This is a genomic window from Maribacter sp. MMG018, assembly GCF_018100785.1.
In the GTDB taxonomy this organism is placed as follows: domain Bacteria; phylum Bacteroidota; class Bacteroidia; order Flavobacteriales; family Flavobacteriaceae; genus Maribacter.
Window position 1 is genome coordinate 560039 of sequence record NZ_JAGJEC010000001.1, and the last position, 12960, is coordinate 572998.

The following is a 12960-nucleotide window of genomic DNA, read 5'->3' on the forward strand; positions in this document are numbered from 1 at the left end:
CAATGAAACGAATAACACTAGCTATACTTTTATTGGGAATATTCGCGAACGCTCAAAATACGCCGATAAAAAAGGACACTTTAAATGTGGTCTTGGATGAAGTGATCGTTATTGCCGCCAAGAAAAAGAAAATTGAAACGGAAATGAAAATGGCCGTTTCGGTCGATGAATTTTTGGCGTCTTCCGACAACATAAGCTTTATTAAACGAGGCGCCTATGCGTGGGAACCGTTACTGAACAATATGAGTACCGAGCGTTCTACCGTTACCATTGACGGCATGCATATTTTCGGGGCCTGTACGGACAAGATGGACCCCGTAACCTCTTATGTAGAAAGTAATAACCTTTCTGACATAGAGATAAAGTCGGGTCAAGAGGGAAGCATGCACGGGGCGACCGTAGCAGGAAGTATCAACCTAAAAAGGAAGAGTACTTCATTTGGGCTCAATAAAAAATGGAACGGTGGCTATCAGACCGGTTATGAGTTTAACAACGACCAATTTTTTAACCTTGGCAAACTCTCCTATTCTGGCGATAAGCTGGTTGTGGACGGTAGTGTCTCTTACCGAAGGGCGGAAAACTATACCGACGGCAACAACGACGAAGTAGAGCACTCTCAATATAAAAAATTCAATGCATCGTTGGGGGTGGCCTACAAGACGAGCCCATTGTCATCTGTAAGGGTAGATGCCATTTTTGACAAGGCCAAAGATGTTGGTTACCCTGCACTTCCAATGGACCTATCGCTATCAAGGGCCCTTATTACCTCTGTGGCGTATAAGCGTTTTTTTGAGGACGGACCTATAAAGGTTTGGGACACCAAAATTTATTTCAACGCCATTGAGCATTATATGGACGATACCACACGGCCAGAAAATCTTGTACATATGGATATGCCTGGTTGGAGCACCACGTACGGACTTGTTTCCAAGGTCAACTTCAAAAAAGACGATTATGCCTCTGAAGTACAATTAAACGCGTACAACAACTTGTCTATCGCAGAAATGAGGATGTACCCCCAAGACCGAAGTGAGCGCACCATGTTCGCCTATAGCTGGCCTTGGGTTACAACAAGTTATGCCGGTCTTTCCATGAGCAATTCATTGGATGTCTCCAATATAAGCCAGTTAAATTTTGGTGGTACCCTTGGGTTAAATTACAACTATTCGAAATATGTAGAGTTTAACTGGATTTTTCATCCGGGTGCTCCACAAAAAAAGACCCGATTTCTACCAAATATTTATGCCAGCTATCAACTTAATATGAGCGGTTTCGACTTTTCTGTAGGAGGAGGATACGGGCATAGGGCACCTTCGGTATCGGAAGGGTACGGTTACTATATCTATAACAGTTTTGACCGATACGATTATATAGGTGATCCGGACCTGAAAAATGAGGTTTCTTACGAAGTAAATGCCAGTGCCGGTTTTAAGAACAAAAGAGCAAGCATACAGGCACAAGCAAACTATTTCTATATACAAGATTACATTATAGGAAGAATTTTAAGTACGGGTAGCCCCATGAACTATCAATCTGTAGGTGTTAAAGGGTATACCTCGCTAGACTACGCAACATTGTTCAATTTTTCATTGAACGGAAGCTATGCCATCTTACAGGATTTGCACTGGAAAGGAAGCCTTACCTATGCACGGGGGTTGGATGAGAACAAAAACAATCTGCCTTTTATCCGCCCGCTAAGCTATCAGACTTCCTTGCATTTTTCTTATGGAAAATTTGGGTTTCTAACCTCCTTGAACGGTGATTTAAAACAGGTAGACTATAGTCCGGAATATGGGGAAGATGAAACCCCGGCCTACTCTAATTGGAATGTGTCCGCCGATTACACCTTTTTTATCAAAGACCACAAAACAGTTCTACAAGTAGGTGCCGAAAATATATTCAACACCTACTACAGTACATATGCAGACTGGGGCAATATCCCAAGAATGGGCCGTAATGTTTTTACGTCCTTAAAAATCGATTTATAAACATATAAATAACAAAAGAAAACAAATATTAACTATTAAAATCAAAACAATGAAAAACTCAAAAAAGTATCTTTTAGTATCCCTTATAGCACTAGGCGTCATGTCTTGTAGTAACGACGATATTCCGGTGGCCAACAATATAACCTTGGAATTCAACAACACTTTTGAGGACAACACTATTGTTCTAGGCGATGCCACTTCATCAGAAGCTACCGTAAACACTTCCGATGCAGGCCAGGTTCACCACTTTTCAGAATTAAAATATGTAATAAGCAATATTCGTCTTATCAAGGAAGATGGTACCGAAATACCTTATAACGTAAACGATTTGGATAAAGGCGCTACTGTCGTTGACCAATCAAAAGAGGCAACCTTGCAATATGTATTAAGCGATATTCCTTCTGATGAATATGTTCAGGTAAAATTTGGATTGGGCGTAAAAACCGAGCTAAATACCTTGGACGAAGTAAGTTTTCCTAATTTTTATGCCGCAGCGGGAGAAAACGATACCGAAATGATGTGGGAATGGGGAACAGGATACCGTTTTACAAAAATTGAAGGTTTTTATGATACCGACAACAAAGAACTATCGATCCATACCGGTAGTACAATTGACGAAGACCCTGACGATGCTACAGGAGAGAGTTTTGTTCAAGGAGTCGATGCATATAGGGACATTACATTGAACCTTCCTACAAACGCAATTGTGGGAAGTAGCGCTCCTAAAATTACAATCAAAGCTGATTTTGACTATTTGTTAAGCGGAAGAAGCAATACAATTACATTGACTTCAGGAACCAGTGGAACCGACAATGCCACACCAAATATCCATACTGCCGTTGAAATGGTAAAATTTGTAGATAATATTGGTGGTAACGGTGATACCGACATTACTGGAATGTTCTCTATAACCGCCGTAGAAAACTAAATATAAAAACCAAGGACCGTTATGGGCCAAGCCCATAACGGCTCTTTTTAATGGTTTACAAAATAGATTCCCAATGAAAAATTTAATATCCACTGTTGCTATTGTTCTACTATTGGCTTCTTGTAGCAATGATGACAATTTTGAGCTTATTCCTTTCGACAATCCAGAGGTGTCATTGAATATTCCCTCCGGTTTTCCGGAACTGAACAGTGCGGTATATACCAATACTCCCACACAATATGGGGTTGAATTGGGCGAAAAACTATTCTTCGATAAAAGATTAAGTACAGATAACACCATATCGTGTTCTACGTGCCATATACAGAAAAACGCCTTTTCGGACCATAATAAAAAAGCCATCGGAATCGAAAACAGGATAGGCCTTAGAAATGTTCCCCCTATTCAGAACATGGCGTTTATGCAATTTTATAATTGGGACGGCAGTAAACTTAAGTTAGAAGATCAGCCATTGGTGCCCATCATAACACATGAAGAAATGGATTCTTCCATTCTTGAGGTGATAGGCAAAATTGAAGATGACGACGATTATATTGAGCTATTCTATAAGGCCTTCGGTGATGAAGATATCACCCCTGACAGAATCTATAACAGCATTGCCCAGTACGAATATACATTGATATCTTCCAACAGTAAATATGACAAAGTAAAAAGGGAAGAAGGTGAAACCTTCACCGAAGAAGAAGCCCAGGGTTATACCGTTTTTCAAGAAAAATGTATCAGTTGCCACAGTACCGAACTCTTTACCGACCAAAGTTTTAGAAACATCGGCTTTCCTTTAAACACCGATACCAATGAAGCTGGGCGCGCTAGAGTTACCGGTATTTCAGAAGATTATATGAGTTTTCGAGTACCCTCATTGCGCAACATTGAGTATACGGCCCCGTACGGAAGTTTTGGACAGTTCGCTACCCTAAAAGATCTGTTGGACTATTTAAGCAATGGTGTTCTCGAGGCGGATAATCTTGATCCCTTTCTTAAAGAAAACGATAATAGGATTCCTTTAACCGAAGAGGAAAAAAGCTATCTTATCTCATTTATGAAAACATTGAGTGATGAAGAATTCATTGGTCAATAATCTTTTATTTATTACCCCCAACAACGATCACTATTTCACCTTTTGGAGGCTTTTCGGTATAATATTTTAAAACCTCACTTACCGTTCCCCTAATTGTTTCTTCATATAATTTGGTCAATTCCCTTGAAACGGAAATAGGACGGTCCGCACCAAAATATTCTTCAAAATTAGTAAGTGTCTTCACCAACTTATGTGGAGATTCGTAAAAAATTATGGTCCGCGGTTCTTCCGCCAATAATTTTAATCGTGTCTGCCTTCCTTTTTTTACAGGCAAAAAACCTTCAAAAACAAACTTGTCGTTCGGTAACCCACTATTTACCAAAGCCGGCACAAAAGCTGTGGCACCAGGAAGACACTCTACTTCTATATCGGCCTCTACACATGCTCGTGTCAATAAAAATCCAGGGTCGGAAATAGCGGGCGTACCTGCATCCGAGATCAATGCAATAGACTCACCTTGTGTAAGTTTATTTACGATATTGGCAACCGTTTTATGCTCGTTGTGCATATGGTGGCTTTGCATAGGGGTGCTGATCTCAAAATGCTGAAGAAGCTTTCCGCTGGTTCTTGTGTCTTCTGCAAGAATTAGGTCCACCTCCTTTAAAATGCGTATGGCCCTTAAGGTAATATCCTCTAAATTGCCTATTGGTGTTGGTACCAAATATAACTTTCCCATAGTCTTTTACCGAAACTAAAAACCCAACACCAAGTGTTGGGCCAATTTATGTTCTAAACTTATTGCTCTATAAAAACCTCCGCTCTATCAGTTCCATAAAACGTTGTTCATATTCTTCTTTTCCTTCCCAATTGTTATAATCGGGTTTTACCATGTTCTTTATGAACGAAACAGAACGCTCATACGTATCTATGGTGTTTAACTGAGACAATACCCTATTATAATCTTCTGTACTACCATTGAACAAATGTTTAATAAAGCCCAAGCGGTTATTCAAGTCTATTTTTAAGTCTTTGTTTACCAAACGATCGTTTAAAGATTTGGGCGCTTCTGTTTTTACATCTGCCTTACTGGGTGTAAAAAGCTCCTTATCATTCTTCATAAGATCCGGTTTGTTCATAAACTCCGTCAATACCTCTTCTAAATTATCGGTACTCGGCATTTCCGATACTATATCTTTAATAGTATCCATACCCGGTATAATAATATCCTCTTCATGTGGATTGCTTTCCGGAACCGTGGCATTTTCCCGTAACACCGCATTCGCCATTTTTTCAAATTTATCGGCAATTACACTCTTGGACACATCTACTTCAATGTCGTTCAGTTCTTCTTCAATAAACTTAAGAACCGCAATTTTTTCATATAGCCCTTTCGCAGCTTCATACAGTTTAGCTATGTCACTAATGTCTTCGGCGGTAATTATATCAGTCGACATTTTAACCAATTCAGCCTTCAATTTTTTCTTCATACCTACAAATTAGTTTATTCCTCTCTATTTCAATCCCTTTTTTCAATAACTTTAAGATTCTATAAAGAAGAACGAAAAAACCTCTTATTTTCGTCTAAAATTACAAAATGTTTCTCGAAAATACCGTTAACCATAAGGAACAATTCGGCTGGATAGAAGTCATTGCCGGCTCTATGTTTTCCGGTAAGACAGAGGAGTTGATTCGGAGATTAAAAAGAGCCCAGTTCGCAAAATTAAAGGTAGAGATCTTTAAGCCCATTATAGATACCCGTTATGATGACGATATGGTTGTCTCGCATGATGCCAATGAAATTAGATCTACCCCTGTACCCGCAGCTGCCAATATAAGGATCTTAGCAGATACTTGTGATGTTATTGGTATTGATGAGGCTCAATTTTTTGACGATGAAATTGTTACTGTCTGTAACGACCTCGCCAATAAGGGCATTCGTGTTATAGTGGCCGGCTTGGACATGGACTATAAAGGAAATCCCTTTGGGCCCATGCCCGCATTAATGGCTACGGCGGAATATGTAACCAAAGTACATGCCGTCTGCACAAGAACCGGAAACTTGGCCAATTACAGTTATAGAAAATCAAATAACGATAAATTAGTAATGTTGGGAGAAACCAATGAATACGAACCCCTGAGCCGAGGCGCCTTTTACAAAGCCATGCTAAAGGAAAAAGTAAAAGGTATGGATGTTGATGCCAAAGAAATAAAAAACTCCAAAGACGATTTAGATGCATAAGGCCAAGGAAACAGTTCTGGAGATAGATTTAAAGGCCTTGGAACATAATTACAATTATCTACGTTCAAAAATAGACCCGAAGACCAAGTTTCTGGGAGTGGTCAAAGCCTATGCCTATGGTAGCGATGCAGCCACCGTTGCCCTTAAACTAGAGGAATTGGGCGTTGATTATTTTGCCGTTGCCTATGTAAACGAAGGTGTGACATTACGTAATGCGGGCGTTACCAAACCTATTTTGGTATTGCATCCCATAGCGGCCAATTTCGAGACATTGGTCAGCAATCGGTTAGAGCCAAGTATCTATTCGCCGTTTATATTACGTCAGTTTATGGAAACGGCCCAAAAAATGGATATGAAGGACTATCCAATTCATATAAAATTCAATACCGGTCTTAACCGGTTGGGTTTTACCGAGAATGATATCACCGATTTAGGTGAACTGTTGTTAGGGCAAGATCAACTGAAGGTGGTTTCCATTTTATCGCATTTGGCAGCTTCCGAAGACCATAGCGAGGCCGAGTTTACTAAAAAGCAAATTTCTTCCTTTGATAAAATTGTGGGCCGGTTCTCTGAAGTCTTCAAGTATAGGCCTATTTGCCATATACTTAACACTTCCGGTATACTTAATTATCCGGAAGCACAGTACGATATGGTCAGAAGTGGTATAGGTTTGTACGGTTATGGCAACGAAGCTAAATTTGATGCTCAATTAAAACCTATAGCTACGTTAAAAACCATTATCTCCCAATTGCATAGATTGGGACCAAACCAAAGCATAGGCTATAACAGGGGGCATATTACCCAAGAAAATACCGTAACGGCCACTTTGCCCATTGGACATGCAGACGGTATCGGAAGACAATATGGAAAAGGCAAAACATATGTAATGCTCCATGGGAAAATGGTGCCGATAATCGGAAACGTCTGTATGGATATGATAATGATAGATGTTACCGGCATTGATTGTAAAGAAGGTGACGAGGTCATTATTTTTGGTCCCCAACTATCCGCTCAAGAACAAGCCGAAACGGCAAACACCATTTCTTATGAACTTCTTACGGCCATTTCGCAACGTGTAAAACGAAGGTTCATCGACTAAAAACGTCAATTAACATTTCATTAAGACTCTTTTTTTTTCTTACATTGCGCACTCTTATTAATTTTAATTTTTCAAAAACACTAAATCATGTTAAAAGAATTTAAGAATTTTATTATGACCGGAAATGTCATTGACTTGGCAGTTGCGGTAATTATGGCTGGGGCCGTAGGTCTTGTAGTCAGTGGCTTTGTCAGTGATATTATGATGCCGATCGTAGGTCACTTTGCAGGTGGTCTTGATTTTGCCGATATGAAACTTGTATTGGACGAAGCAGTCTTGGCAGCCGATGGAACTGTCGAGAAACCAGAAAACGCCATTATGTATGGTAAATGGGTAAACGCTATAATCAATTTGATTACAGTAGGTTTTGTTCTGTTTATGATCGTAAAGGCTTACAACAAAACAAAAACTCCACCAGAACCAGTAGAAGAAGCTCCAAAAGGACCTACTGCCGAGGAATTATTGGTAGAGATTAGAGATGCTTTAAAAAAGTAATTTAAAACATACCCTTTCCAAGGGAACCGTTGCACTGCAACAAATTTCAACTTAAACCGTCAACGCTGTTTCGCTAACAACGTTGACGGTTCTTTTTTTATTAGCATATGATGCGTAGAATAATATCATTATCCCGACTCAATTTAACAAATAAGGGGCCAAATCCTGATCCTTTTTTTTCACTATGCCAGTTTGAAATGATATTATTTTATTATTCTCAGTAATTACTGGTAGAATTATTTTTTTACCGCACACGACGAAATATACATTTTCAAAAGCAACATAATTTTGTTTATAGCGATTGAAGTCCTCTAAATTCATGCTTTCTGCACTTTTATAGTCTTTTATAGTATATTTTGCTTCGCACCCTTTTCCCATAGAATCTTTAATAGATTTAAAGTTTTTCTCAAAAAATTCTTGGTATCCCGCTTTATTTGTAATTCTATTACTTAACGCCAAATAAGCACTAAGGTTTGAAACATCTTCTTTAAGAATAGCGTTCTCTACAAAATTTCTAATTAACCTATCTTGTGAATTAAGCTTACATCCTGCAAATAAAGCTATCATCACAATTAATATATATACATTCGCTTTCATTTTAACATCCTTTTTGTGTTTTGGGAGACATCTAACACAATATATTTTGAAACACAAGAGCATGCATCAAACTATAATATAATACTCTAAACAAATTTAGAAATTTCTTACTTTTTTACTTGGTAATTTTAATGGAACAAATTTTCAAATTGTTATTTTTGTAACTTTTTGTTATATTTTATTTATTTTGTTGTTTTTATCTTGTCCAACAGACTGTAATAGCTATTTTTGTCCTCAATTTAATTTTAAGCATAAATAGATGAAAGTAGCAGTTGTTGGTGCCACAGGAATGGTAGGTGAAGTGATGTTGAAAGTGTTGGCCGAACGTAATTTTCCCATTACGGAGCTATTATTAGTGGCTTCGGAACGCTCCGTAGGTAAAAAACTCTCTTATAAAGACGAAGAACATACCGTTATAGGTTTATCGGATGCGGTTGCCGCTAAACCTGATATTGCCATCTTTTCGGCAGGTGGTGATACTTCCCTTGAATGGGCGCCAAAATTTGCAGAAGTAGGTACTACCGTTGTAGACAATTCCTCTGCATGGCGAATGGATCCTGACAAAAAATTGATCGTTCCAGAAATAAATGCGGACACCCTCACCCCCTCGGACAAAATTATTGCCAACCCCAATTGCTCTACCATTCAATTGGTAATGGCATTGGCCCCATTACATAAAAAATATAAAATGAAGCGTGTGGTCGTTTCAACCTATCAATCGGTATCGGGAACGGGAGTAAAAGCCGTACAACAACTAGAGAACGAGATTGCCGGAGTTAAGGGCGAAATGGCGTATCCTTATCCAATAGGTAGAAACGCCCTGCCCCATTGCGACGTTTTTCTTGAAAACGGCTATACCAAAGAAGAAATGAAATTGGCGCGCGAACCACAAAAGATTTTGGACGACCGTTCATTTTCCATCAGTGCCACAGCCGTTCGTATACCTACGGCAGGTGGACATTCAGAATCGGTAAATGTTGAATTTCATAACGATTTTGAACTGAACGAAATACGCCAACTATTGAACAATACACCAGGGGTAACGGTACAGGACAACCCAGATACCAACACCTATCCTATGCCCATATACGCACATGATAAAGATGAAGTTTTTGTGGGCCGTATGCGAAGAGACGAAACACAACGAAACACTTTGAACATGTGGATCGTTGCCGACAACCTTAGAAAAGGTGCCGCTACCAATGCGGTTCAGATAGCGGAATATTTAGTGGATAAGAATTTGGTGTAACCCTTCTTGTACGAATGTTAAAACCTTCAAAATAGACCCGTTTTGAAGGTTTTTTTATGGTATTTTTATGATTATCAATTAAAAAAACCATGAAAAAACCATTTTTATACGCGCTTATTGCCATTACAGTAGTATCGTGTGAAACTAAAACCAATAAAGAAACTATTACCGTGAATTACCCAACTACTGCCAAAGTTGACACCGTGGACACCTATTTTGGCACCAAGGTCAGCGACCCTTATCGTTGGCTAGAAGATGACCGAAGCCCTGAAACCGAAGCATGGGTAAAAAAGCAGAACGAAACCACTTTTGGTTATCTAGAAAACATACCTTTTAGAAACGACCTTAAAAACCGATTGGAACAACTTTGGAACTACGAGAAATTAGGAGCTCCCTTCAAAGAAGGGGATTATACTTATTTCTATAAAAACAACGGTCTACAAAACCAAAATGTAATCTATAGAAAAAAAGGTGACGGGGAAGAAGAGGTTTTTCTTGACCCCAATACGTTTTCTGAAGATGGCACTACCTCATTGGCCGGCCTACGCTTTACCAAAGACGGTTCATTGGCCACGTATCTTATATCTGAAGGAGGGAGCGATTGGAGAAAAGCGATTGTAATAGACACGAAAACCAAAGAAGTAGTTGAAGATACTTTGGTAGATATTAAATTCAGTGGTGTTTCATGGAAAGGAAACGAAGGTTTCTACTATTCCAGCTACGACAAGCCAAAGGGAAGTGAGCTTTCTGCCAAAACAGACCAACACAAAGTTTACTATCATAAACTTGGTACGCCTCAAAAAGACGATCAACTTATTTTTGGCGGCACTCCTTCCGAAAAACACCGATATGTTGGCGCCAGTGTTACCGAGGACAATAAATATCTTATCATCTCGGCATCGGTATCCACTTCGGGCAACAAACTATTTATTCGTGACCTAGAAGACCCTAACGGACTTTTGATTCCTATTGTTGAAGACACGGATTCCGATAACTCTATTATTGAGAATGTGGGCTCAAAACTTTATATAGTAACCAACAGAAATGCCCCCAACCAAAAAATAGTTACCGTAGATGCCAAAAATCCATCACCGGAAAACTGGGTAGATTTTATCCCTGAAACGGAAAACGTACTGAGCCCCAATACGGGAGGCGGCTATTTCTTTGCTAGGTATATGGTAGATGCCATCTCAAAAGTTTTTCAGTACGATTATGATGGCAATCTTGTTAGAGAAGTAAAACTTCCGGGCGTAGGAACCGCAAGTGGTTTTGGCGGTAAAAAAGAGGACAAGGAATTCTATTTTTCGTTTACCAATTATAACACCCCCGGATCTTCTTACAAATACAATGTAGAAACCGGCGAATATGAAGAATATTGGAAACCGGATATAGATTTTAATCCCGACGACTATGAATCAAAGCAGGTATTTTATTCCTCGAAAGACGGCACCAAGATCCCTATGATCATAACCCATAAAAAAGGCTTGGAGCTCAACGGTAAAAATCCTACTATCCTATATGGTTATGGTGGTTTTAATATTAGTCTTACCCCGTCTTTCAGCATTATTAATGCCGTTTGGATGGAACAAGGCGGTGTTTATGCCGTGCCCAACTTAAGGGGAGGGGGCGAATATGGTAAAAAATGGCACGATGCAGGTATCAAAACAAAAAAACAGAACGTATTCGACGATTTTATTGCAGCGGCAGAGTACCTGATAGAAAACATCTATACCTCTAAAGAATACTTGGCCGTACGTGGCGGATCTAACGGCGGACTGTTAGTTGGTGCCACCATGACCCAAAGGCCCGATCTAATGCAAGTAGCCCTGCCCGCCGTTGGTGTAATGGATATGTTGCGATATCACACTTTTACCGCTGGTGCCGGTTGGGCCTATGATTACGGAACCGCCGAAGATAGTAAAGAAATGTTCGAGTACCTTAAGGGCTACTCTCCTGTACACAATGTTAAAGAAGGAGTCTCTTACCCTGCTACCTTGGTAACTACCGGTGACCATGATGATCGTGTAGTGCCCGCACATAGTTTTAAGTTTGCAGCAGAATTACAGGCAAAACAAGCGGGTGATAAACCTACCTTGATCAGAATAGAAACAAACGCAGGTCACGGAGCAGGAACCCCCGTAAGCAAAACCATTGAGCAATATGCCGATATTTTTGGGTTTACCCTTTATAATATGGGCTATGAGGAGTTACCAAATCAGTCCGTTCTCAAAGAATTCAAAGATTAAGGTTTTTACACATCAATAAATAATTGAAAAATCCGTTCCTATTTAAGAACGGATTTTTCTTTATTTTAATCCTTCAACTTTTCTTTATGCTTAGAGTAGAAAATGTTTCGTTTACCTATGATACAGTTCCGGTATTGGAAAATATAGACCTTAGGATTCAACGAAGGGAACATGTAGCCATTATTGGGGAAAGCGGATGCGGAAAAAGTACCTTGCTAAAAATCATATACGGACTCATGGATTTGGAACAAGGAGAGGTGTTTTGGGAAGACGAGCCCATTCTCGGCCCCGCTTTTAACTTGGTGCCCGGAGCTCCGTACATGAAATATTTGTCCCAAGATTTTGATTTGATGCCTTTTACCACGGTATCTGAAAATATAAGCCAATATTTATCTGTGTTCTATCCAAAGGAATTAAAAGAGCGTACACAAGAGCTTTTAGAGATGATAGAACTTACTGAATTCGCGGACAAAAAGGTAAAGACCCTGAGCGGGGGACAACAACAACGGGTTGCCTTGGCAAGGGTACTTGCCCAAAAACCAGAAGTGTTGTTGTTGGACGAGCCTTTTAGCCACATAGATAACTTTTTAAAAAACAGCCTGCGAAGAAATATTTTTAAATATCTAAAGGACAACGGTATTACCTGCATCGTAGCCACCCATGATTATAATGATGTACTGCCATTTACTGACAAGGTGGTCGTTATCAAAGAAAAAAACATTATTGCGCGAGGACGGCCCACAGACCTATACAAAAACCCGAAAAGTCTCTATGTTGCGTCTCTTTTTGGCGAAGCCAATTCTATTGCCATCGACGTTCTAAAATCATACGCAAATACCAAAAGAAAAATCATTGTCTACGCACATGAGTTTAAGGTCTCGGAAACTTCGGGTATTCCGGTCACCGTAAATACTTCATACCCTATGGGCAGTCATTATTTGGTACAAGGTAAAACAGAAGAAGGGGAATCTATTTTCTTTCACTCCAATTCAGAACTCCCATTACATAAAAAAGTTTTCTTGAACGTTTCTTTAGAAACGATCAATCAAAGAATACAACACTCACCCACAGAATAACATTAAA

General features: G+C 39.5%; 12 protein-coding genes. 9 read left to right on the forward strand and 3 right to left on the reverse strand.

Annotated features, from left to right (window positions below; translation table 11 throughout):
- Positions 1–2: 2 nt before the first annotated feature.
- The 3 genes from J8L85_RS02495 (at position 3) to J8L85_RS02505 (ending at position 4012) form a co-directional block, all read left to right on the forward strand.
- A complete protein-coding gene (locus J8L85_RS02495; RefSeq protein WP_211014213.1) occupies positions 3–1988 on the forward strand; it encodes a TonB-dependent receptor in 1986 nt (661 codons plus the stop codon).
- Between the two features lie 49 nt (positions 1989–2037).
- The gene (locus J8L85_RS02500) at positions 2038–2916 is read left to right on the forward strand and encodes an MbnP family protein (protein ID WP_211014215.1); all 879 of its coding nucleotides are present in this window, start codon (positions 2038–2040) and stop codon (positions 2914–2916) included.
- Between the two features lie 73 nt (positions 2917–2989).
- Entirely contained in the window at positions 2990–4012 is a 1023-nt protein-coding gene (locus tag J8L85_RS02505; protein ID WP_211014217.1) for a cytochrome-c peroxidase, read from the forward strand.
- Between the two features lie 4 nt (positions 4013–4016).
- On the opposite strand, the gene rsmI is transcribed toward J8L85_RS02505, so the two are convergent.
- Entirely contained in the window at positions 4017–4688 is a 672-nt protein-coding gene (gene rsmI, locus J8L85_RS02510) for a 16S rRNA (cytidine(1402)-2'-O)-methyltransferase (RefSeq protein WP_211014220.1), read from the reverse strand.
- Positions 4689–4755: 67 nt separating this feature from the next.
- Positions 4756–5439 (reverse strand): hypothetical protein, encoded by a 684-nt coding sequence (locus J8L85_RS02515; RefSeq protein ID WP_211014222.1) that lies wholly within the window; start codon positions 5437–5439, stop codon positions 4756–4758.
- A 107-nt stretch (positions 5440–5546) separates the two neighbouring features.
- Between J8L85_RS02515 and J8L85_RS02520 the strand changes: the two genes are divergently transcribed.
- From J8L85_RS02520 to mscL, 3 genes are all read left to right on the forward strand, one after another.
- A complete protein-coding gene (locus J8L85_RS02520) occupies positions 5547–6191 on the forward strand; it encodes a thymidine kinase (RefSeq protein WP_211014223.1) in 645 nt (214 codons plus the stop codon).
- Complete coding sequence (alr, locus tag J8L85_RS02525; RefSeq protein WP_211014226.1) at positions 6184–7290, forward strand: alanine racemase; 1107 nt, start codon at positions 6184–6186, stop codon at positions 7288–7290. The genes J8L85_RS02520 and alr overlap by 8 nt, the downstream gene beginning before the upstream one ends.
- 87 nt (positions 7291–7377) lie before the next feature.
- Positions 7378–7785, forward strand: a complete 408-nt coding sequence (mscL, locus tag J8L85_RS02530; protein ID WP_211014228.1) for a large conductance mechanosensitive channel protein MscL — start codon at positions 7378–7380, stop codon at positions 7783–7785.
- Between the two features lie 138 nt (positions 7786–7923).
- Here mscL and J8L85_RS02535 read toward each other — a convergent pair whose 3' ends face one another.
- Positions 7924–8382, reverse strand: a complete 459-nt coding sequence (locus J8L85_RS02535; RefSeq protein ID WP_211014230.1) for a hypothetical protein — start codon at positions 8380–8382, stop codon at positions 7924–7926.
- Positions 8383–8641: 259 nt separating this feature from the next.
- Between J8L85_RS02535 and J8L85_RS02540 the strand changes: the two genes are divergently transcribed.
- From J8L85_RS02540 to J8L85_RS02550, 3 genes are all read left to right on the forward strand, one after another.
- Positions 8642–9631 (forward strand): aspartate-semialdehyde dehydrogenase, encoded by a 990-nt coding sequence (locus tag J8L85_RS02540; RefSeq protein WP_211014232.1) that lies wholly within the window; start codon positions 8642–8644, stop codon positions 9629–9631.
- Positions 9632–9720: 89 nt separating this feature from the next.
- Positions 9721–11877, forward strand: coding sequence for a prolyl oligopeptidase family serine peptidase (locus J8L85_RS02545; RefSeq protein ID WP_211014234.1), 2157 nt, complete (start codon positions 9721–9723; stop codon positions 11875–11877).
- Between the two features lie 86 nt (positions 11878–11963).
- The gene (locus J8L85_RS02550; RefSeq protein ID WP_211014236.1) at positions 11964–12953 is read left to right on the forward strand and encodes an ABC transporter ATP-binding protein; all 990 of its coding nucleotides are present in this window, start codon (positions 11964–11966) and stop codon (positions 12951–12953) included.
- Positions 12954–12960 lie beyond the last annotated feature (7 nt).

What these genes read in the sequence shown, in the direction of transcription:
- J8L85_RS02495 (WP_211014213.1), top strand. Translation starts at nt 3, where the DNA reads ATGAAACGAATAACACTAGCTATACTTTTATTGGGAATATTCGCGAAC.
- J8L85_RS02500 (WP_211014215.1), top strand. Translation starts at nt 2,038, where the DNA reads ATGAAAAACTCAAAAAAGTATCTTTTAGTATCCCTTATAGCACTAGGC.
- J8L85_RS02505 (WP_211014217.1), top strand. Translation starts at nt 2,990, where the DNA reads ATGAAAAATTTAATATCCACTGTTGCTATTGTTCTACTATTGGCTTCT.
- rsmI (WP_211014220.1), bottom strand. Translation starts at nt 4,688, where the DNA reads ATGGGAAAGTTATATTTGGTACCAACACCAATAGGCAATTTAGAGGAT.
- J8L85_RS02515 (WP_211014222.1), bottom strand. Translation starts at nt 5,439, where the DNA reads ATGAAGAAAAAATTGAAGGCTGAATTGGTTAAAATGTCGACTGATATA.
- J8L85_RS02520 (WP_211014223.1), top strand. Translation starts at nt 5,547, where the DNA reads ATGTTTCTCGAAAATACCGTTAACCATAAGGAACAATTCGGCTGGATA.
- alr (WP_211014226.1), top strand. Translation starts at nt 6,184, where the DNA reads ATGCATAAGGCCAAGGAAACAGTTCTGGAGATAGATTTAAAGGCCTTG.
- mscL (WP_211014228.1), top strand. Translation starts at nt 7,378, where the DNA reads ATGTTAAAAGAATTTAAGAATTTTATTATGACCGGAAATGTCATTGAC.
- J8L85_RS02535 (WP_211014230.1), bottom strand. Translation starts at nt 8,382, where the DNA reads ATGAAAGCGAATGTATATATATTAATTGTGATGATAGCTTTATTTGCA.
- J8L85_RS02540 (WP_211014232.1), top strand. Translation starts at nt 8,642, where the DNA reads ATGAAAGTAGCAGTTGTTGGTGCCACAGGAATGGTAGGTGAAGTGATG.
- J8L85_RS02545 (WP_211014234.1), top strand. Translation starts at nt 9,721, where the DNA reads ATGAAAAAACCATTTTTATACGCGCTTATTGCCATTACAGTAGTATCG.
- J8L85_RS02550 (WP_211014236.1), top strand. Translation starts at nt 11,964, where the DNA reads ATGCTTAGAGTAGAAAATGTTTCGTTTACCTATGATACAGTTCCGGTA.